We start from the raw sequence: 21,362 nt of genomic DNA, 5'->3' as shown, positions 1-21,362 counted from the left end.
CTCTTTAAAATGTATTAACGGTTGGGGTCGTTATTACACACAACAAACATTAGAAAGTGTTCTGTCAGCTAGAGGATGTATCTCATTGTGGCTTGTAGGTAATTTGAATCTTTATCTAACTCATCAATTGAAAAGTTACCGACTTCAATACCCACTTCGAGTTCTTTAGTTAAGTTTTGAAAGAGGTTTATACCCCATTGCGTACGCTCACGATTGGATACATCACCATCAACTTTGCCGTACAGCACGCTTGAACGCAGTGAATCATTCCAAAAATGACGATAGGCAACTAATACAGAGGTAATATCTTCAACTTCTTCACCATAGAGATCTTTAACAGCCGCAGCCCCTACATAGCGGCCTAAATCACCTTTATGAATTTGTAGGCGTAAGTCATCTTTTCCTGTTGTTTTAATTCGTGCCGCAACAGATGCGCCAAAGGCGCTTTCAGTGTTACCTGATAAGGTATGTAATTGCCGTGCTAAGCCAGAAATAGAGACATTGCCCCAATCACCTTTGATGTTATAGCGTGCGATTAAATCAGGAATATTATCGTTTGCGGTATCGCCCCCCCAGCTCTCAGGATTTTCAATGGATACTTGGAAGTTGCCCATGTTATAACGTACTTGTCCTTGACGAATAAATACTAGACCTGTTGTTGCGCCAGCAAAATCGGCAGTTTCAGGAATTGCGCTAGTATTCATAAAGGTTGACCAAGTTTGGCCAACAGTGAGATCTTTGTAGTTTATAAAAGCATGTCGGATGCGCGGGTTAGCTGAGTTAGAGACAATTTCATTACCGCCGCCGCCCCAAAAATCCATTTCGATGAAGCCTGTTATCTCGCCGTGTTGGTATTTAGTATTGAAACGGGTTTCGTTAGCAAAGATACGAAACTGGGATGCGTCTTCTTCTAAAGCAATGCCATCACCAATCCAGTAATCACGATAGGCAATGTCACCGTCAACGTATCGTGCATCAATTTTAATGTAGCCACCGAAGGTTAATTTATCGTTTTCAGTTATGTTGATCTCGTAGCCTGCCAGTGCGGATGTACTGGCAGTAAGAAAAGCAGATGTAAGCAGTAATTTTTTATATTGTGTGTTGAACATCGACCAAATTCCTTTGTTATTATGTGTGATTCATACTAGGTGAGTCGAAAAAATCAACAATTGTAAATAAGGGCTAGTACCTTGCGCTTAGTCCTTTAGTCCAATGTTATATGCTGTGTTTTACGGGCAAAGTAAGCATTGAAAATAATAATAAATACAATTTGATACAAAGAAGAGCGCGATGTTTTCTAATTGGTTGTTGGTTAGTGTAAGTATTGGTTACATTAGTTTGTTATTTCTAATTGCCCACCTTGGGGGCAAGTATCGACATAAGCTAGTTGCCAAACAGCATGCTATTATTTATGCCTTATCATTAGGGGTTTACTGTACGTCTTGGGGGTTTCTAGGTACTTCAGCGCAGGCGGCAAATAGCTCTTTTTCTTATATTTCGGTTTATTTAGCCCCTATTTTATTATTTATATTTGCTTGGCCTTTTATTCAGCGGATCATAAAAACCTGCCTCAAACTCAAAAGTACTTCCATTGCTGATTTACTTTCGGCTCGGTTTGGTAAATCACAAAGCTTAGCCTTGTTGGTAACGTTAGTGGCCATGATTGGCACCTTGCCTTATATTGCTTTGCAGCTTAAAGCGATTGTTTACTCTTATAAAATTTTACAGCAAAGCCAAGATTTTCCGATTTGGCAATTAGGTTTAATCGTTAGCCTGATTTTAGCTGGATTCACCATTATCTTTGGCATTCGAACTATCGATGTAACAGAGCGTCATCCCGGCGTCATGATAGCGATTGCCTTTGAATCGTTAGTTAAACTGATCGCTTTTTTACTTGTTGGCTTATTTGTATCATTTGTTATTTATGATTCCCCCGCTGATATTTGGCAAAAGTCACAAGATTACGTGTCCTTATCGCAGCAGTTTGAAAGCTATAACCTAGTAGGTATGGTGGGTTTATTGATCATCGTTATGTCGGCTTTTTTATGTTTACCAAGGCAATTTCAAGTTATGTTTGTTGAGATTAAAGAACAAAAAACCAGTAATTTAGCGCGCTGGTTATTACCTCTTTATATTTTGGTATTCGCTTTTTTTGCAGGTCCCATAGGCCTTGCTGGCACATTAAATTATGGCCAGTCTTTAGACCCTGATGCTTATGTTTTATTTTTGCCCGCCTACAACGGCCAACAGTGGCTGTCGTTATTTGCGTTTTTAGGGGCGGTTTCTGCGGCAAGTTCAATGGTGATTGTATCGACCATTGCATTGAGTACTATGCTCAGTAACGAAATTGTTTTTCCGTTAATTTTTAAATTAGCGCCTCGTAAGCACCATGACTTTTTACACTTTCAATCCCGATTATTATTGATCCGTAAAATCTTAGTCGTTGTAGTTATTGCGCTTAGTTATTGTATGTTATTAGTTTCTCCACCTGATACGCTGGCATCACTTGGTGAGGTTGCGTTTGGCGCGATTGCGCAAATAGGGCCTGCATTGGTTGCTGCTTTTTTTTGGCGAAGAGCGACTCAAAAGGGCGTTTTTTGGGGCATGTTTTGTGGTTTCTCTATTTGGGCACTGTTTAATTTATTACCACAGCTTGGGTTTTATGCACACCCGTTAAGCAATACAAATTGGCCTGCTACAACGGTGGCTACCTTGTTTGGCTTGGCTATTAACCTTATTGTGCTGTTTATTGTTTCACAGCTTACTCGGCAAAATATTCGCGAAGAAATGCAGAGTAAATATTTCTATGAAACCGATAATAAACAAGATTCACATCTGCCTAAACAACCAAAAATAGATCGTCAGGAACTCGAGCTGTTAATTGCTCGCTTTATTGGTCAAGACAAAGCAGCCGAGTGCTTTGCTGAATTTAATCAATCACATAAAATTAAAAAGCATAAAACCTATAATGAGGCTTTATTACTGCATGCAGAGCAGACATTAGCGAGTGTAATGGGCTCGGCATCAGCCAAATTGGTGATTTCTTTTGCTTTGGCTGGGCGTGATATCGCATTTGATCAAGTTGCTAAAATTGTTGAGGATAACTCTACTCAACAACTTGAATTTAGTCGTTCAGTATTGCAAGGAGCGATTGAAAATACCAGTGAAGGGATCTCTGTGATAGATGCTAATTTGAATTTAGTAGCATGGAATAAGCAGTATCTAGATATTTTTAATTACCCTAAAAATTTAATCTATATTGGTTGCCCAATTAGCCAGTTGATCCGCTTCAACCTTAGCAATCAAAATCGCTATATACATAATATTGAGGGGCAGGTTAATAAACGTCTTGAGTACTTAAAAGCCGGTAGTAAGCATAAATCAGAGCGAAAGTTAGCCAATGGTAAGGTGCTGTTAATTGAAGGGAACCCAATACCTGGTGGAGGATTTGTGATGATTTTCTCAGATATTACGGAGTTTCGCCGAGCAGAAAATTATTTAAAAGAAGAAAACACCGATCTTGAAAGTCGTGTTCTTGCGCGCACGACAGAATTAGAACTAGCAAACTTAGAGCTTGAAAAAGCCAATCGAGAACTCGCTGATGCAAGGTTAAAAGCAGAGCAGGCTCATTTGAAAAAGAGTCAATATTTAAGAGCCTGTAGTCATGATCTTTTGCAACCATTGTCGGCTGCTCGGTTGTTTTCTTCTGCGGTATGTTTGAGCCCTAGAGTGTCAATACAAGAGCGTGAGCAAATTAAGAAAATTGATAATTCGTTAGAGATAGCAAATAACCTATTACTTGATTTAAATGAAATTGCGCGGATTGAAAGTGGCAATATCATCCCTGTTTTCAATGACATTGCACTGGAGCGGGTATTTAGTATGTTGCATTCGGAGTTTTCTGCCTTGAGTAAAGATTATCAAATTGATTTTCGCTGTCACTCAAGTCAATTATTTATCCGCACAGATCTAACTTTGCTAACGCGGATTGTGCAAAACTTTTTAAGTAATGCATTTCGCTATGCAAATAAAGGTAAAGTATTGCTGGGTTGTCGTCGTAAGGGCAATTACTTAAGTATTCAAGTGATTGATAACGGACCTGGCATCCCCGAAGATAAGCAGCAAGAAGTATTTGAACAATTTACACAATTATCGACGCAATTGATTGGCCCTAAAGGCTTGGGGTTGGGTTTAAATATTGCACAAAGCCTGGCTAATATTCTTGAGCATAAGGTTGGCTTGGTATCAGAGCCTGAGCATGGCTGCTTGTTTAGCGTTGAAGTACCGATTGTAAACCGTGTACAGCAAACAAAGCCGACACTTGCCCCTAAGAATATGACTTTGCAAGGAGTTGGGGTGCTATGTATTGATAACGAAAAAGATGTTATTGCAGGTATGACCGAGCTTTTAACAGCCTGGAAATGTCGTGTATTTACCGCGACAACCGCAGCCGAGGCGTCTGCACTTTATAAAACACATGAAGATGAAATTGATATTCTCTTAGTTGATTATCAACTTAGTGCTGAACCAATGTTCCCCGCTAACCCTTTGCATATTGTAACAGTAGACTACTCTGAGCGACAGGAGCAAAAGCCTCACTCGGAGCATCTTGATGGCTGTAATGGCATTGAATTAATCAAGCGTATTCGAGCAATCAGCCAGTATCCATTACCTGCGATTTTAATCACCGCAACAACTGATGAGTTAGTGCAAGTACAGGCAAAGCAAGCCGATATTGGCTATTTGCGGAAAATCATCAAGCCCGTCGCATTACGGGCGTTGATGAGTGCTTTATTAACTAAACAGCTAGAAAAAAATTATAATAGTTAATGGCGATGAAAAGGTGAAAGTGATGCTTGTGCCAGTTGCTGCTCGTTTAATAAAATCACGGCTTGAGTTCGACTTTTTACCCCAAGTTTTAAGTATATTGTGCTGGCATGGCTTTTGATTGTAGATTCAGACAAGCTAAGTTCGTAGGCGATTTGTTTATTTAACAAACCATCGGCAAACATGTGTAATATTTTATGCTGTTGGGGCGTTAATGTTGCTAACTTTTCTGCTTGCTGTTGCTCTGGCGTATTTTTATTGTGATCATCGGTGGGTGTCCATAGTTTGCCTTGTAGCACATCTTCTATTGCTTTTATCATCTCAGGGACGGGAGTTGATTTAGGTATAAAGCCTGCTGCACCCAGGCTCATCGCTTTGCGTATGGTATCAGGCTCTTCAAAACCTGATACTACAATCACCCCTATTTCAGGATACAGCTCACGTATATTACTCAGCGTATTAAAACCCTGTGCACCCGGAATATCAAGATCGAGTAAGATCAGATCAACATCTGTGGTGTTTGCTAATTTGTGCTCTAATTCGGGAATTGTTTCGGCTTCAAGTAGGCAAGCATTATTAAAGCTTGATTCCAGCATAAGTAATAGTGCTTGTCGAAACAGCGGGTGATCATCTGCAATTAAGATTTTTGTGTGTGTTGTCATTTTATTTCTAACCTAATGTTTAGATTAATGATCTTTTAGTTTCATCAATTGTTTTTTGATTGAATAGTGTTCGTTGTCTTGAATAAAGTAACGCTATTATAAAATAATTCAATAATAATAAACCTAAATAGCATAAATTGACTAAAATTCACTCGTGAAAATGAACCTATAAGCGCTGTTTTATTCTATGTTATGAGTAGATATCAGGAAGAAAGGAGAGGGAGTAAACATTTATTTAATCTTGCCTTTTATATTCAGATTAAAGGTCGATTACCAAAATTGCAGCATCAAAAGCGGGCTTAACACATTTATTTAACTTTCCCTCTTATAATCAAGACAAAGGTCGATTACCAAAATTGCAGCATCAAAAGCGGGCTTAACACATTTATTTAACTTTCCCTCTTATAATCAAGACAAAGGTCGATTACCAAAATTGCAGCATCAAAAGCAGGCTTATAACATTTATTTAACTTTCCCTCTTATAATCAAGACAAAGGTCGATTACCAAAATTGCAGCATCAAAAGCAGGCTTAAAACATTTATTTAACTTTCCCTCTTATAATCAAGACAAAGGTCGATTACAATACGCGCATCTAAAAGGCAGGTTGCCTTTATCTGCAAGCAACTAGAGTGGATTTTCTTCTTCATGGCAATCAAACTTGCAATCAATGGTTTTGGTCGAATTGGTCGAAATATTGTTCGCGCTCTTTATGAATCGGGCTTAAGCGACGAGATCAAAATTGTTGCGATTAATGAACTTGCTGATCCTCAAGGGATCGCTCATCTTCTTAAATATGATACGTCTCATGGCCGTTTTGCGTTTCCAGTTACTTTAGGTGAAGACACCTTATCGGTAGCGGGCGATACAATTGCTTTATTTGCAGAACAAAACCCGCGTGAATTACCTTGGCAGTTACTTGATGTTGATGTGGTTTTAGAATGTACTGGTGTGTATCACTCTCGTGAACATGCGCAATTACATCTTGATGCTGGCGCAAAGAAAGTCTTATTTTCTCAGCCCGCAGATGCGGATGTTGATGCCACTATTGTTTATGGTATCAATGATGATGAACTACTCGCTGAGCATACGATTGTCTCTAATGGATCATGTACCACAAACTGTATAGTACCGGTGATTAAAGTACTTGATGATGCCTTTGGTATAGAATCAGGGGCGATTACGACTATTCATGCGTCGATGAATGATCAGCAAGTAATTGATGCTTATCATCATGATTTACGTCGTACCCGCGCTGCGAGTCAGTCGATTATTCCCGTTGATACTAAATTAGCTCGCGGTATTGAGCGTATTTTACCTAAGTTCCATGGCCGCTTTGAAGCTATTTCGGTGCGAGTACCTACTATCAATGTTACTGCGATGGATTTGAGTGTGACTGTCAACGCCGATGTTGATTTAAAAGCGGTAAATAAGGTATTAAAAGCAGCAGCGAGAGACCGCCTAGAAGGTATTTTAAGTTATACCGAAGAGCCATTGGTCTCGGTTGATTTTAATCATGACCCACATTCTTGTATTATAGATGGCACACAGACACGAGTCAGTCATAAACGACTGATAAAGTTGTTAGTGTGGTGTGATAATGAGTGGGGGTTTGCTAATAGAATGCTCGATACAGCACGAGTGATGATGGCAGCAAGTAATTAATATAAAAGTTCAAACCTAAAAATAAAACCTATATATTTCAAGTCAGTATCGTTAACTAAGGAGAAGTCCATGTCGGTCATAAATATGGCGGATTTAGATTTAAACGGCAAACGCGTGTTAATTCGTGAAGATTTAAATGTACCAGTAAAAGCAGGTAAAGTGACCTCAGATGCACGTATTCGTGCTGCATTACCGAGTATTAAATTAGCCCTTGAAAAAGGCGCTAAAGTAATGGTTATGTCACACCTAGGCCGCCCTACGGAAGGGGAATATGATGAAGCGTTTTCTTTAGCGCCAGTTGTTGATTACCTTAATGAAGCACTTGAACAAAATGTACGTCTTGAAAAAGATTACTTAAATGGCGTTGAAATTGCTGATAATGAAGTGGTCGTTTTTGAAAACGTACGCTTTAATGTTGGCGAAAGCAAAGATGACGAAGCGTTATCTAAAAAGCTTGCTGCATTATGTGATGTGTATGTAATGGATGCATTTGGTACCGCCCATCGTGCTCAAGCGTCTACCCATGGCGTTGGTTTATTTGCAGATGTTGCTTGTGCAGGCCCACTATTGGCGGCTGAATTAGAGGCATTAGGTAAAGCACTTGATAACCCCGCTCGTCCATTAGTGGCGATTGTGGGCGGCTCTAAAGTATCAACTAAACTAACAGTACTTGATTCACTTTCAACGATTGTTGATCAATTAGTCACTGGTGGCGGTATTGCAAATACCTTTATTGCTGCGGCAGGCTACCCGGTTGGTAAGTCATTATACGAAGCTGACCTAATTGATGAAGCAAATAAGCTAAGTGCGGCTGCTAAAAGTAATAATGGTGAAATACCAGTACCTACTGATGTGGTTGTTGGCAATGAGTTTTCAGAATCAGCCGTTGCAACATTAAAAGATGTTAGCGAAGTAACAGACACAGATATGATTTTTGATATTGGCCCAGATACAGCGAGCAAACTTGCAAAAATTATTGCTAATGCAGGTACTGTTGTATGGAATGGTCCAGTAGGTGTATTTGAATTTGACCAGTTTGGTAATGGCACCCGTGCTATTGCTCAAGCAATCGCTAATTCAAATGCGTTCTCAATAGCTGGTGGCGGTGATACGTTAGCAGCGATTGATAAATACGGCATTGCCGATAAAATTTCGTATATTTCAACTGGCGGTGGTGCTTTCCTTGAGTTTTTAGAAGGGAAAAAATTACCAGCAGTTGCTATGCTTGAACAACGCGCTAAGTAATTAGCGTTTACTCAATGTAGTTAGCAATTGTTAGTTTAGGCTGCTAACTACACTGAGTATGATCAGATATTAAATACCTCTCACCCTTATTTAATAGCTGGTTTTGTATGACGGTAAATTTGGCAAGAGCCAATACTATCGAGGTGCAGTGATTGCACCGAACTCAACTATTCCGTTCGAACTAGGTAGTTTTGCGCGTGCGCAGCTATCGACAATTTGGAGAATACCAAATGGCTTTAATCAGTATGCGACAACTTCTTGATCATGCAGCTGAACATGGTTATGGCGTACCAGCATTTAACGTTAATAACCAAGAGCAGATCCGCGCTATTATGATGGCGGCTGACAAAACTAACAGCCCAGTAATTGTACAAGGTTCAGCTGGCGCTCGTGCCTATGCTGGTGCCCCATTTATACGTCATATGATTTTAGCTGCGATTGAAGAGTGGCCACATATTCCAGTGGTAATGCATCAAGATCACGGTACCTCACCTGGCGTTTGCCAACGTTCAATTCAATTAGGTTTTTCATCAGTGATGATGGATGGCTCGTTAATGAGCGATGGTAAAACACCATCATCATATGAGTATAACGTTGATGTAACGCGTAAAACTGTTGAACTTGCACACTCTTGTGGTGTGTCTGTTGAAGGCGAGTTAGGTGTGCTAGGCTCACTTGAAACTGGCGAAGCTGGCGAAGAAGATGGCGTTGGTGCTGAAGGTAAACTAACCACAGACCAAATGCTAACCGATCCAGAAGAAGCGGCCGATTTTGTAAGTAAAACCCATGTTGATGCCTTAGCGATTGCGTGTGGTACTTCACACGGCGCGTATAAATTTACACGTCCGCCAACGGATGATATTTTGGCGATTGATCGTATTAAAGCGATCCACGCACGTATTCCTAACACTCACTTAGTTATGCACGGTTCGTCATCAGTGCCGCAAGAATGGCTTGAGATCATCAACCAATATGGTGGTGAGATCCCAGAAACCTATGGTGTGCCAGTTGAGCAGATCGTTGAGGGAATTAAGTTTGGTGTGCGTAAAGTAAATATCGATACAGACTTACGATTAGCATCTACAGGGGCTATTCGTCGCCATCTTGCGCTTAATCCAGCAAACTTTGATCCACGTAAGTATTTAGCTGAAGCGACAAAAGCAATGACTGAGATCTGTGTTGCACGTTATGAGTCATTTGGTACAGCGGGTCAAGCAGGTAAGATCAAACCAATCTCACTTGATGAGATGCACCTTAAATATTTAACGGGTGAATTAGATCCGAAAATTAAATAATTTAATTTATTAAGTTATAAAACAGCCAGTAGTGTTAAAGCTACTGGCTTTTTTATACCTGATCGTAAAAGATCATTATTTTACCAAGCAGGGGCTTTGGGATCATTGCTTTACTAACTGTGCTTTGTTGGGATCAGATTTTTACTAAGGATCAGCTTGATTGGCAGAGGTTTTGTTATAAAAATAGCCATTTCAAAGCTTTGTTGTATAAATGATCAACAACTTATGGCTTTGGCTAGGTAAAACACTGATCCCAGATCTAACTCGGTTGGTAAACGAATGATCCCTGAAATGAAACTTGGTAGGATTTTGATCTCTGTTAATGATCGCCGATGTTAATAGGCGTTTTAATTGAGTTAGAGTGTGAAGATGCTTTCGTGGCTTACATCGTGATACTGTATAGTTGATTATTGAAAGGGGAATTTAATACAAAGTAGTAATGTAGCAATTATAAAGTATGATTTTTAAATGTGAAATTTGATAATGTATGCTAATTTTGTACCTTAAACGGGTTTATTTTGCATTTTTTACCCCGCATTTCGATTTACACGTTACACTTTCATAAAAATGTCATACTTAGTCATAATAATGAAAACTAGTTCGATAACGAAAGAGATAAATTGGAATGTCACGTAAAGTACTTGTCGTCGATGACGAAGCACCGATCAGAGAGATGCTGGTTTTTGTATTAGAGCAAAATGGTTTTCAAGCAATTGAAGCGGAAGATTACGATTCAGCCATTGCAGCGATGGTAGAGCCTTATCCAGATATGGTGTTATTAGATTGGATGCTACCAGGTGGTAGTGGAATTCAAATTGCTAAAAAGTTTAAGCAAAGTGAATATACTCGCCAAATTCCTATTATTATGCTGACTGCTCGCGGCGAAGAAGAAGATAAAGTTCGCGGTCTTGAAGTCGGTGCTGATGATTATGTTACTAAACCATTTTCACCAAAAGAATTAATGGCGCGTATTAAAGCCGTTATTCGTCGTGTGTCGCCTACTTCATTGGAAGAAGCGATTGATGTACATGGTTTACGTCTTGATCCTATTTCACACCGTGTTACCTCTGAAGGTAGCGAGTTGGATATGGGACCGACAGAATTTCGCTTATTGCATTTCTTTATGACTCATCCTGAACGTGTTTATAGCCGTGAACAGCTACTAGATAACGTATGGGGGACTAATGTCTATGTTGAAGATAGAACCGTAGACGTGCATATTCGTCGCTTACGCAAAGCGATTGCACCGCTTGGTCATGACCGTTTAGTACAAACTGTACGTGGTGCAGGCTATCGTTTTTCCAGTAAATTATAAGAGTCATGGAGATGACCAAGCCAATAACTAATTTTGGCTTAAATTTACTTACTCTAAGGTAAAGTGAGTGTATGTATCGAGTTGTTAATAAGCAGGCGTTAGCAAAGCGTCTGTTTATCTATTTCCTACCTTTATTATTAATTGGCGTGCTTATTGGTGCGCCATTTTTGCTTTTATTTTTAGGATCTTTTTCACTGCTTGTTTGGCATTATCATCAACTCTATCGGCTCAGTGATTGGCTATTGAATCAACGTAGTTTTAATCCACCTGAAGGCGAGGGGGCATGGGAGCAAGTATTTGAAGGGATCTACCATTTACAACATCGCAACCGTAAAAAACGTAATGAATTAGCTGATTTGATCCGTCGTTTTCGCGATGGCGCAGAAGCAGTGCCTGATGCGGTTATTGTTCTACAACGTGATTTAAGTATTGTTTGGTGTAATCAACTAGCTTTAAAAGTGCTTGGATTACAGTGGCCAGCGGATCATGGTCAACGGCTTGACAACCTTATTCGCGATCCTAAATTTGCGAAATATATGCAAACGGAATTGTTTGATGAAGCATTAGAACTTGAAAATGGTCACAGTGTTGAGCAAGTTTTAGAGTTTCGGGTAATGCCATATGCCAGCTCACAATTAATGGTTGTTGTGCGTGATGTCACGCGACTGAAGCAACTTGAGCAAATGCGCAAAGACTTTGTGGCCAATGTATCTCATGAGCTACGTACGCCATTAACCGTTGTTACAGGTTACTTAGAAATGTTTGATGGCGATATGGTGCCACCACCGGCAATGTGGAATAAAGCACAAGGTACTATGCTTGAACAGTGTAAACGCATGGATAGCTTGGTAAATCAGCTATTGTCGTTATCACGTATTGAAGGCGCTCGACGTCAAGATAATGATAAAGCCATCAATGTACCGCAGTTACTTAGCTATATTAGGACTGAAGCACAATCATTGAATCAAGACAAAGGGCATGAGTTGATATTTGATATTGATGCTAACGTCGATATAAAAGGCGCTGAAGAGGAGCTGCGCAGTGCCTTCTCTAATTTAGTGTTTAATGCCATTCATTACACCAAGGCGGGCGGTAAAATAACCGTAAGCTGGCAGCTAAAAGATAATCAAGCGTACTTTTCAGTGGTTGATAATGGCGATGGTATTGCACCAGAGCATATTAATCGTTTAACTGAGCGTTTTTATCGGGTTGATAAAGCGCGTAGTCGTACCACCGGTGGCTCAGGGCTGGGTTTAGCCATCACCAAACATGTATTAACTCGTCACGATAGCCAATTGATAATTAAAAGTAAATTAGGCGAAGGATCATGTTTTTCGTTTGCTTTTAGTCGTGAAAAAACAGTGCTATTAAATAATTGAGCCAAAAAGCCCAAAGTCATAAAAGTGTCATTTTAGAGTAATCTAACTGTCATCTATTCTCTTTAGAGTAGACGACAGTTAAGAAATAGACGAACAAAATCGGAGCAACCTAATGAGATTTAAAAACCTAGTAGCCGCAATGGGTGTGGCAGTAACAACATTTGTATCTGCACAAGCAATGGCAGTAGATACAGTTATTCCTGAGTATCAAAAAACCAGTGGTATTTCAGGTAATTTTTCATCTGTGGGCTCTGATACTTTAGCCAACATGATGACCTTTTGGGCTGAAGAATATAAACGTATTTACCCAAATGTGAACATCCAAATTCAAGCGGCTGGTTCATCTACTGCGCCACCGGCATTGACAGAAGGCACAGCAAACTTTGGCCCGATGAGCCGCAGAATGAAATCAAAAGAAATCGAAGCGTTTGAAAAACGTTACGGTTATAAACCTACTGAAGTACGTGTAGCGATTGATGCATTGGCAGTATTTGTTCATAAAGACAATCCAATTGAAGGTTTACGTATCGACCAAATCGATGCGATTTTCTCTTCAACTCGTAAATGTGGTGCTGATGCAGATGTGACTCGTTGGAGTGATGTAGGTTTAACGGGGAATTGGGCTGCAAAAGACATTCAGCTTTATGGCCGTAATTCTGTATCTGGTACTTACGGATACTTTAAAAACAAAGCGCTATGTAAAGGAGACTTCCGTAACAACGTGAACGAGCAACCAGGTTCAGCATCGGTAGTGCAATCAATTTCTTCATCAGTGAATGCAATTGGTTACTCAGGTATCGGTTATAAAACATCAGGCGTACGTACTGTACCACTGGCGAAAAAAGGCGATAACTTTGTTGATGCAACACTTGAAAATGTAGCAACAGGTAAATACCCACTGTCGCGCTTTTTATATGTTTATGTGAATAAACACCCGAATAAACCGCTTGCACCTATTGAAGCAGAGTTCTTAAAAATGGTGTTATCACAAGATGGCCAAAAAATTGTAGAGAAAGATGGTTATGTACCACTTTCTGGCAAGATGGCAATGGGCGAACTTAAGAAGCTAGGTCTTCTTTAAACTTAACGCCAACTATGAATTAATAAAAAACCGCGCAATGTAAATTGCGCGGTTTTTTTATATCAACTAAGTTCAGGTTAGTTAAATAGTTTCTTTTTGAGCTGTTGATGGGCATTTAAAACGCGTTTACGTTTACTTAAACCTTGGCGCTTAAAGCTCTGAATTGGCATTACGCTAGGTTGCTCTTGCCCCAATGTAGGGATTGTAAAGTTAGCAACATCATCATTCGGTAATGCTATTTCTTGCTCATGTACACGTAAGGCTGCAAGGGTGTCGTTATTATCAACTTCACTCGGGCAAATAAATATGCCCATTTTACGTAATTTAACGCCTAAGCCTATGCTACTTGAATATCGTACAATTGGGGCTGCTAAGATCAATCCAACTAAAATCGGCGATAACCACCAAAAGAATACAGGCGTAAAGTAATAAGCAATACCGCCCCAAGCTAAGGCGATTAAGGTTGATAGTAATGTGTAACCTATCGCTTCTTGCCACGGAACCATGCGGCCTGATCGAGGCTGGGCGTCCCACGTTACTTTTTTACCTAAAAATACACACACCACAAAGTAGCTATGAAAAACCATCATCAGCGGGGCGATAATAATGGCAAACACGGTTTCAATGATTGAGCCTAAAATTAATTTAAATGAGCCGCCAAATTGTTTATTACGATGGATCAGTGTGACAATAATCCCCATTAATTTCGGTAATAATAACAACACAATTGTGACAAAAAGCAACGAGTTAATTAATTCTGTTTTTGCTATTTGCCAAGTCGGAAATAATTGATACGCCTGATTAAAATAGACATTACTGTTTAGTGCACGGGTGACCGCATCTATGGTACTTAGCACTAACATTGATAACCAAATTAATGATGAAATATATGCCGTTGCACCTAATAAAAAGTGCAGCTTGCTGATTATTTTTAAACCCGACGCAGGTAACAAACCTAAATGTTGAATGTTGCCTTGCACCCAACGCCTGTCGCGAATAGCGTAATCTAAAATATTACTCGGTACTTCTTCGTAGCTACCTTGTATATCACTGAGTAATAATACATCCCAGCCAGAACGATGCAGTAATGATGCTTCGACAAAGTCATGACTTAAAATTTCGCCGCCGAAAGGGGCATTTCCTTTGAGCACCGGTAAACCGCAGCAATCAATAAACGCTTTAACCCGAATGACGGCATTGTGGCCCCAGTAATTAGCGTGATTAGTCTGCCAAAAAGCTGAACCGGTTGCTAGCATTGGACTATAAAGTACTGACGCAAACTGTAGAAAGCGACCAAAGAAGGTATCTTGCCTAACAGGGATCGGAATCGTTTGAATAAGCCCAGCTTGTGGATTGTTGATCATGCTGCTGGTGAGCTCAAGCATACACTGGCCCGTCATGATGCTATCTGCATCAAGTACAATCATGTGCTCGTATTTACTGCCCCAACGCTCGCAAAAGTCAGTTAAGTTACCTACTTTACGGTGTTTGTTATCTTCACGGCGGCGGTAAAAAGTTTGTTTGGCAAAATCACCTAGGCGTTCGGTCAAGGCATGCCACGCTTTTAGCTCATTGTTAGCTATTTCTTTATCTTGTGTATCACTTAATAAGTAGAAATCAAAATGCGCAAATTGGCCTGTTTTTATCAGTGAACGTAAGCTCACTTCAAAACCTGCGATAACTCGCTGCGTATCTTCATTGTAGATAGGCATAACGACAGCAGTTCTGGTTTTACTCAATGCTTGCTGATCAATTTCGATTGCTTTTTGGCGCGTCAGTGTCAGCGGGTCAATTCTAAATAATTGTAAAATAAATCCCATACAGCCACTGCAAAATGCGGTCACAATCCAAGTGAAGGTAATTGAAAACAGCGCAAGTAATGCATACTCAAGCGGGGTCATGCCATTTGAATTTAAAATATCAAACATGATCCACATACCATAAGCTGAGATGGCTAACACTAACAGTGAAAAAAGCCATACACGAGTCTTTTTAAAAGGCATTGTACTGTTACTCGACGTCATTTGGATACCAGACATAACTCCATACCTCACTAACTTCTTTGTCACGTAGTGTTAATGATAAGCGCATGTCTACAGGCTTACCGCCCTCTGGCGCGACTTTAAAAGCAACACGCCATCCTTCATTATTTGGTAATTGTTGAACTGTTTTATCGCTTATTTCACCTGAATTTAGGGTCAAATTAGCAAGCAATTTTAGTTTGGCTGACAAGTTGTTAATATTGTCACCAGTGAAGTCAACCGTAAATTGGCGATGACTTTTTGGTGGTGGATTTTCTTCACCGGGTAATGCAGCACTGCCAATGCGAGTGCGTAAAACTCGGGCTTTATCTTGGCTTGCAAGCGCCGCGTTAAATGTTGACAATTTATAACTAAAACTAAGTGTTTCACCTGCTTTAAGTGGTTGCTCTGGTACCCAATAGCTAACGATATTGTCATTGGTCTCGGTATCAGTCGGTATTTCTACTAACTCAACTCGACCATTTCCCCATTGTCCTTGTGGTTCAATCCACAGGCTTGGGCGGGCATGATAATGTGCCTCAGTATCGAGATAGTTATTAAACTCACGGTCGCGCTGTGCTAGTCCAAAACCTTTTGGATTGTCATAACCAAATGATGTTACACTAAGCTGTTTAGGGTTATTTAGCGGACGCCACACCCATTTATTGTCTTGTGATTGCATTAGTAAACCATCAGAGTCATGTACTTCTGGTCGGTAATCATCAAAGAATTTAGTGCTATTTTCGCCGTGGTAAAACATGCTTGTAAGCGGTGCTATACCTAGTTTTTTGATATCTTTGCGGGCGAATATTTGCATTTTAGTTGTTACTTCAGTTGCTGTTGATGGACTGATCTCAAAACGATATGCGCCAGTAACAGAAGGGCTATCAAGTAATGCATATAGCACAATATGTGTGTCTTCAGGTTTTGGCTTAACTAACCAAAACTCTTTAAATACTGGAAACTCTTCACCAGAGCTGAGTGCTGTATCAATCGCTAGGCCACGTGCTGAAATACCATACACTTGATCAGGGCCCACTATGCGAAAATATGAAGCGCCTTGAAATACAGCAACTTCATCTTTGTAGTCGTTATTGTTTAGAGGAAAGTGTAATCTAAAACCGGCATGCCCCAACTGAGTGGTGCCTAAAGCCGCGGTAATTTCCTGCTCAAGTGGTGCTGCGGTGCCATCATAGCAGTAGTAATCAGTTTTAAATGGTAGATTTTTTACCTTCGCATCAGCATCAACTGTGTTAATCGCGATAGGGTTTTTATAGAGAAAACCTGGATGGAATAACTGTACCTCATATAAACTTTCATCTTTCCAGATCGCATGATCTTGACGAAAACGAATCGCTCGATAGTCCTGATAATTAATATTATTTAACGCATCAACAGCAATTACGGGAGCTGCTACGTAGTCTTTGGCAGCCAGTTGTTTGGCTCTAGCTGTTACCACCGCAAATAATTTTTCGGAAGGGATTGTAAGCAAAGTTGGCTGTGTAGTTGGTACAGCATCAGCAGTATCCGCATCAGATTTTGTTATTGGTTGTTCTGCCGCACTGACATTACATGCACACAAGGCTAATAATGCACCTAATAATACCCTCGTTTTAAATGATGGATACAGAGCTGCCCGCGTTATCGTTTCCATGAGGTTTTTTCCTTTAGCCGTTATCTGGTTAATTTTAAAATGCTTTAGTTAGTTGAATTCAAGTTTGCAAAAAACGAACCTAAAATAAACTTATATATTTCAATGACTTTATATTTACTAGTATCGTAGAGGGTGTACTTTCTTTGTATAAACTGAAAATAATTACACGCAATGTATGACTACTTATTACTAATGTCAGTAGATATTACTAGAGTAAACCTTGCTATAAGGTGAATGGCAGAAAAATCACGATGGTTGGATGTAGAAAGTTTGCCTAAAGTAGGCGCTGGGAGGGAGGAAACTTGCCAATCATGATAATTGGCAAGTTAACATTAGTTATTGCACATTACCTAATGCTTGGGCATTTGCTTTGCATTGGTTATAGGCTTCAATACATTTAGTATTACATACTTTATATACCATGCCTTCGCCGGTGCTTTGCTGTTCGCAGTTCACTTCACATTGATAATTCTGTTGTGCGCATTGCTGCATTTCTGGATTTTCTATTTGGTTTTGACACCCAGCTAATATGCCTATACACAGCGAAATGCTTGATAATTTTAATAATGAATTCATGCTTATCCCAATTATTTTTATGTAATATCAACGAGCAGATTGTCTATTAGCCTTACTGGCCCTAAGAAGGCTGCCGCCAAAATCACTAGTTGACTATCATTGAGTGTAGCTTTTTTTAAGGTATCGCGCTGAGCTATTTCAAAGTAGTCAATTTTGAGCCCTGCTTGCTCTAGTTGCTGCTTTGCTTGTCGGCATATGTCGTCAAAATCACGCTGCCCCGAGTTTAACTGTTCTGCGCTCCAATTAAGGGTTTTAAATAGCACTGTCGCTGTTTCTTTTTGAGCTTCTGATAAGTAGCCATTGCGAGAGCTCATAGCTAACCCAGACACTTCACGGCTGGTTGCAACGCCAATAATTTCTACTGGAATTGACAGGTCATGAGCCATGGTTTTAATCACTTGCAACTGTTGATAGTCTTTTTCACCAAAGCAAGCATAGTCAGGTTGTACTAAGTTAAATAATTTAGTAACCACCGTTGCTACACCGCGAAAATGACCTGGACGTGATCCGCCGCAATAACCCATTGATATATTTGGCACATCGACAAAGCTTTGCGCATCTAAACCGTTAGGGTAAATGGCTTCCACACTTGGGGTAAATACAATATCAGTACCAAGCTCTGCCAGTCCTTGTTTATCCGCAATGAGGGTGCGCGGGTAGTTATCAAGATCTTCGTTGACACCAAATTGCATTGGGTTTACAAAAATACTAACCACGACTTTATCAGCCATGTTTTTGGCTTTCTCAACGAGTGAAAAATGCCCTTGATGTAGATTACCCATAGTTGGCACTAGTGCTACACTAAGCCCTGCTTGGCGCCATGCTTTAATTTGACTACGTAATGATTTTATTTCAGTGATCGACTGCATTATTTAAACTCATGTTCCGTGCTTGGAAAAGCACCACTTTTAACGTCGCTACAATATTTTTTAACCGCATCCGGCATATTGCCTGTTTCGAGTAAAAAGTTTTTAGAAAATTTAGGGATGTAACCTGCTGAAATGCCAACTAAGTCATGCATGACTAGAATTTGGCCATCAGTTTGATTACCTGCACCAATACCAATGGTAGGAATATTAACCGCGTCAGTAATTAATTTGGCAAGTTCAGATGGAATACATTCAAGAACCAGCATTTGTGCGCCTGCCGCGGCAAGCGCCTGAGCATCGCTAATCATTTTTTGTGCTTGTTGTTCACTACGGCCTTGGATTTTAAAACCACCAAACACATGTACTGATTGCGGTGTTAAGCCTAAATGTCCACATACCGGTATACCTTGTTGAGTCAGCGCAACAACTGAGTCATACAGCCATTCGCCCCCCTCAAGTTTGACCATGTTAGCGCCAGCTCGCATTAATTCTGCTGCATTTTTACAGCTCTCGGCTGGGTTTGAGTAGGTCATAAATGGCATATCTGCAATGACGAATAAATCACGGCTCCCGGCGCGTACGCTGCGAGTATGATATGCAATATCTTGATTGGTGACAGCCAGTGTATCGTCGCCACCTTGTAACACCATGCCTAACGAATCACCGACTAAAATAACGTCTACGCCGTTATCATGAAATAACTTTGCAAAGCTGGCATCGTAGGCCGTTAATGCCGTGATTTTTTGTTGGTCTGCTTTCATTTTATTAAGCGTAGAAACGGTTATTTTAGACATAGTATCCTCGTAGGCAACGGCCTGAAATTAATTACAGAGGTAATTGTTGTAATTCGTTTAGTGCCAAATTAGTGCTAATACTGTGAAGTAATATACCATTTGGCAGCGTAATATTTGGGGCTATTTCAAGTAGCGGGTAAACCACAAACTCGCGTTCAGTTAGACCATAATGTGGCACAATTAAACGCTCGCTATTAATGACTTGATCACCAAATAATAAAATATCAATATCTAAGGTGCGCGGCCCCCAGCGCTGTGCTTTTCGTACTCGACCGTGTTCAAGTTCTATCTGTTGTGTTAAATCAAGCAACTGCTCAGGTAATAGCGTGGTTTTTAGCGCCGCAACAGCGTTAACGTAGTCAGGTTGATCTTGCGGGCCCATCGGTTTACTCGCGTAATAATGCGATACACCAATAAACTCGCAATCAGCCAATGCACGCAGTGCTGCAACAGCATGATCTAGCTGAGTACGAGGGGCGTTTAAATTAGCCCCTAAACCAAGGTAGACGGTTTCCATGATCATTCAGCCGCTGGTTTTGGGCTGCGGCGGCGAGTACGACGACGGCCTTTTGTTGCGCCTTGCGTACCTAACGCTTTAACTAGCTCTTTTTGACCATTGATGTCTTGTTTTAAATAGTCAGTCCACCAGTTAACTAATTGCTGATGCTGTTTTTCACCGGCCTGTACGCGCAAAAGTAAAAAGTCATACGCAGCTTTAAAGCGTGGTTGCTGTGTCAGGCGATATGCACGTTGTCCTGAGCGTTTATCTAAGCGGTGTTGAATATGCCAGATATCACGAGCGCCAAGGGTAAAGCGTTTTGGTACGGCGATATGTTGGGCATTATCACTGAGTACTTTGTTCATACCTTGAGCGAAAGCATCGTATTCAGATAGTTGCTCTTGTTCTTGCAGTGCTTTAGTGATCTGCAATAATGGGAACCATAACAATGCAGCAAAAATAAATGCTGGAGTTACTTTTTTCTCCGCATTAATACGCTCATCTGTATTACGGAACATCTGTTGAATTAAAGCGAATTCTAAGCCATCAGGATTACTATCTAAAATACTATCAAGGGCTGGGAATAATGATTTGAAAAGGCCATATTTACGTAGCATTAAAAAGTTTGCTTCGGCCTTGCCATTTAAAAACAGTTTCAGTGTTTCTTCAAATAACCGCGCTGCAGGGATATTATCTAACAGGCTTGCTAATTCATTTAATGGTTGCTCGGTTGCCGGTGCAATCGACATATCGAGTTTGGTTGCAAAGCGAACTGCGCGCAGCATACGTACAGGATCTTCGCGGTAACGGGTTGCTGGATCACCAATCATCTCGATTTGTCGAGCGTTAATAGCTGCTAAGCCATTAGCATAATCATGGATTGAAAAATCATTAATTGAATAATATAACGCATTGATTGAAAAATCGCGGCGTTCAGCATCTTCTTCAATACTACCAAAAACGTTATCGCGCAGCAGTTGTCCTTGGTCACTAGATTGGCTAATTTGGTTTTTATCTTCAGGCGCTTCGTGATGACCTCGCATGGTGGCCACTTCGATTATTTCACGACCAAAAACAATGTGTGCTAAACGAAAGCGACGGCCAATTAAGCGGCAATTACGAAATAGCTTTTTAACCTGATCAGGAGTGGCATTGGTGACCACATCAAAATCTTTTGGTTGTTGACCTAACAAAATATCACGAATGCAACCACCAACAAGGTAGGCATCAAAGCCTCCGTCTTTCAGGCGATATAATACCTTGATTGCATTTGGGCTAAATTGTTTGCGAGAAATACCATGCTCATTGCGTCCAACTATTAAAGGCTGCGCAGAGACTTGGGTATGTTCGGCTGTTACAGAGGCGGTTGGGCCAATAATTTGCCGACAAAATTGAAAAAGCTTGGAAATAATAATCTGTCTCCTACAGAATTCGGTTATTTGATGGACGCCATCAAAAATCAAACCAAGTATAGCCTCACTT

16 protein-coding genes are annotated in these 21,362 nt (G+C 40.4%); 7 read left to right on the top strand and 9 right to left on the bottom strand.

Features of this window, described 5'->3' with window-relative positions; translation table 11 throughout:
- Positions 1-68: 68 nt before the first annotated feature.
- Positions 69-1,109: a DcaP family trimeric outer membrane transporter gene (locus H5180_RS10380; protein WP_145235348.1), complete on the bottom strand. Its 1,041-nt coding sequence runs from the start codon at positions 1,107-1,109 to the stop codon at positions 69-71.
- Between the two features lie 181 nt (positions 1,110-1,290).
- Between H5180_RS10380 and H5180_RS10375 the strand changes: the two genes are divergently transcribed.
- A complete protein-coding gene (locus tag H5180_RS10375; protein WP_182758182.1) occupies positions 1,291-4,830 on the top strand; it encodes a PAS-domain containing protein in 3,540 nt (1,179 codons plus the stop codon).
- On the opposite strand, the gene H5180_RS10370 is transcribed toward H5180_RS10375, so the two are convergent.
- Positions 4,827-5,489: a response regulator transcription factor gene (locus tag H5180_RS10370; RefSeq protein WP_145235355.1), complete on the bottom strand. Its 663-nt coding sequence runs from the start codon at positions 5,487-5,489 to the stop codon at positions 4,827-4,829. The two genes, H5180_RS10375 and H5180_RS10370, sit on opposite strands and share 4 nt — an antisense overlap.
- Positions 5,490-6,135: 646 nt before the next feature.
- On the opposite strand from H5180_RS10370, the gene epd reads away from it, so the two are divergent.
- The 6 genes from epd to H5180_RS10340 all read left to right on the top strand — a co-directional run bounded on the left by epd (position 6,136) and on the right by H5180_RS10340 (position 13,467).
- The gene (gene epd / locus H5180_RS10365; protein ID WP_145235357.1) at positions 6,136-7,152 is read left to right on the top strand and encodes an erythrose-4-phosphate dehydrogenase; all 1,017 of its coding nucleotides are present in this window, start codon (positions 6,136-6,138) and stop codon (positions 7,150-7,152) included.
- Positions 7,153-7,221: 69 nt separating this feature from the next.
- Positions 7,222-8,397, top strand: a complete 1,176-nt coding sequence (locus H5180_RS10360; protein WP_145235359.1) for a phosphoglycerate kinase — start codon at positions 7,222-7,224, stop codon at positions 8,395-8,397.
- Between the two features lie 230 nt (positions 8,398-8,627).
- Positions 8,628-9,692, top strand: coding sequence for a class II fructose-bisphosphate aldolase (gene fba, locus H5180_RS10355; RefSeq protein WP_145235361.1), 1,065 nt, complete (start codon positions 8,628-8,630; stop codon positions 9,690-9,692).
- 625 nt (positions 9,693-10,317) lie between these two features.
- On the top strand, positions 10,318-11,007 hold the full coding sequence (gene phoB, locus H5180_RS10350; protein ID WP_145235364.1) for a phosphate regulon transcriptional regulator PhoB: 690 nt from the start codon (positions 10,318-10,320) through the stop codon (positions 11,005-11,007).
- A 71-nt stretch (positions 11,008-11,078) separates the two neighbouring features.
- Positions 11,079-12,386, top strand: a complete 1,308-nt coding sequence (gene phoR, locus H5180_RS10345; protein ID WP_145235366.1) for a phosphate regulon sensor histidine kinase PhoR — start codon at positions 11,079-11,081, stop codon at positions 12,384-12,386.
- Between the two features lie 112 nt (positions 12,387-12,498).
- Positions 12,499-13,467 (top strand): PstS family phosphate ABC transporter substrate-binding protein, encoded by a 969-nt coding sequence (locus H5180_RS10340; protein WP_145235368.1) that lies wholly within the window; start codon positions 12,499-12,501, stop codon positions 13,465-13,467.
- 77 nt (positions 13,468-13,544) lie between these two features.
- On the opposite strand, the gene mdoH is transcribed toward H5180_RS10340, so the two are convergent.
- The 7 genes from mdoH to pcnB form a co-directional block, all read right to left on the bottom strand.
- On the bottom strand, positions 13,545-15,506 hold the full coding sequence (gene mdoH, locus H5180_RS10335; protein ID WP_145235370.1) for a glucans biosynthesis glucosyltransferase MdoH: 1,962 nt from the start codon (positions 15,504-15,506) through the stop codon (positions 13,545-13,547).
- Positions 15,478-17,142: a glucan biosynthesis protein gene (locus H5180_RS10330; RefSeq protein ID WP_259399563.1), complete on the bottom strand. Its 1,665-nt coding sequence runs from the start codon at positions 17,140-17,142 to the stop codon at positions 15,478-15,480. The genes mdoH and H5180_RS10330 overlap by 29 nt, the downstream gene beginning before the upstream one ends.
- A 336-nt stretch (positions 17,143-17,478) precedes the next feature.
- Positions 17,479-17,718, bottom strand: coding sequence for a hypothetical protein (locus tag H5180_RS10325; RefSeq protein ID WP_145235371.1), 240 nt, complete (start codon positions 17,716-17,718; stop codon positions 17,479-17,481).
- Positions 17,719-17,735: 17 nt separating this feature from the next.
- Positions 17,736-18,587 (bottom strand): pantoate--beta-alanine ligase, encoded by an 852-nt coding sequence (gene panC / locus H5180_RS10320; protein ID WP_182739831.1) that lies wholly within the window; start codon positions 18,585-18,587, stop codon positions 17,736-17,738.
- A complete protein-coding gene (gene panB, locus H5180_RS10315) occupies positions 18,587-19,381 on the bottom strand; it encodes a 3-methyl-2-oxobutanoate hydroxymethyltransferase (RefSeq protein ID WP_145235375.1) in 795 nt (264 codons plus the stop codon). The genes panC and panB overlap by 1 nt, the downstream gene beginning before the upstream one ends.
- 31 nt (positions 19,382-19,412) lie before the next feature.
- Positions 19,413-19,898 carry a 2-amino-4-hydroxy-6-hydroxymethyldihydropteridine diphosphokinase gene (folK, locus tag H5180_RS10310; RefSeq protein ID WP_145235378.1) on the bottom strand — a complete coding sequence of 162 codons (486 nt, stop codon included), beginning with the start codon at positions 19,896-19,898 and terminating at the stop codon, positions 19,413-19,415.
- Between the two features lie 2 nt (positions 19,899-19,900).
- The gene (gene pcnB / locus H5180_RS10305; protein WP_404936340.1) at positions 19,901-21,340 is read right to left on the bottom strand and encodes a polynucleotide adenylyltransferase PcnB; all 1,440 of its coding nucleotides are present in this window, start codon (positions 21,338-21,340) and stop codon (positions 19,901-19,903) included.
- Positions 21,341-21,362: the final 22 nt, after the last annotated feature.

Origin of the sequence: Pseudoalteromonas sp. SR41-4, assembly GCF_014163985.1 — a bacterium.
Classification (GTDB): Bacteria; Pseudomonadota; Gammaproteobacteria; order Enterobacterales; family Alteromonadaceae; genus Pseudoalteromonas; species Pseudoalteromonas rhizosphaerae.
Note: the sequence above shows the minus strand (reverse complement) of the source record. Positions and strands in the feature narration are given on the sequence as shown.

Excerpts from the sequence above, each read along its gene's own strand:
- mdoH (WP_145235370.1), bottom strand. The coding sequence starts at position 15,506 with ATGTCTGGTATCCAAATGACGTCGAGTAACAGTACAATGCCTTTTAAA.
- fba (WP_145235361.1), top strand. The coding sequence starts at position 8,628 with ATGGCTTTAATCAGTATGCGACAACTTCTTGATCATGCAGCTGAACAT.
- H5180_RS10325 (WP_145235371.1), bottom strand. The coding sequence starts at position 17,718 with ATGAATTCATTATTAAAATTATCAAGCATTTCGCTGTGTATAGGCATA.
- phoR (WP_145235366.1), top strand. The coding sequence starts at position 11,079 with ATGTATCGAGTTGTTAATAAGCAGGCGTTAGCAAAGCGTCTGTTTATC.
- phoB (WP_145235364.1), top strand. The coding sequence starts at position 10,318 with ATGTCACGTAAAGTACTTGTCGTCGATGACGAAGCACCGATCAGAGAG.
- epd (WP_145235357.1), top strand. The coding sequence starts at position 6,136 with ATGGCAATCAAACTTGCAATCAATGGTTTTGGTCGAATTGGTCGAAAT.
- H5180_RS10375 (WP_182758182.1), top strand. The coding sequence starts at position 1,291 with ATGTTTTCTAATTGGTTGTTGGTTAGTGTAAGTATTGGTTACATTAGT.
- panC (WP_182739831.1), bottom strand. The coding sequence starts at position 18,587 with ATGCAGTCGATCACTGAAATAAAATCATTACGTAGTCAAATTAAAGCA.
- H5180_RS10340 (WP_145235368.1), top strand. The coding sequence starts at position 12,499 with ATGAGATTTAAAAACCTAGTAGCCGCAATGGGTGTGGCAGTAACAACA.
- panB (WP_145235375.1), bottom strand. The coding sequence starts at position 19,381 with ATGTCTAAAATAACCGTTTCTACGCTTAATAAAATGAAAGCAGACCAA.
- H5180_RS10360 (WP_145235359.1), top strand. The coding sequence starts at position 7,222 with ATGTCGGTCATAAATATGGCGGATTTAGATTTAAACGGCAAACGCGTG.
- folK (WP_145235378.1), bottom strand. The coding sequence starts at position 19,898 with ATGGAAACCGTCTACCTTGGTTTAGGGGCTAATTTAAACGCCCCTCGT.
- H5180_RS10380 (WP_145235348.1), bottom strand. The coding sequence starts at position 1,109 with ATGTTCAACACACAATATAAAAAATTACTGCTTACATCTGCTTTTCTT.
- H5180_RS10330 (WP_259399563.1), bottom strand. The coding sequence starts at position 17,142 with ATGGAAACGATAACGCGGGCAGCTCTGTATCCATCATTTAAAACGAGG.
- H5180_RS10370 (WP_145235355.1), bottom strand. The coding sequence starts at position 5,489 with ATGACAACACACACAAAAATCTTAATTGCAGATGATCACCCGCTGTTT.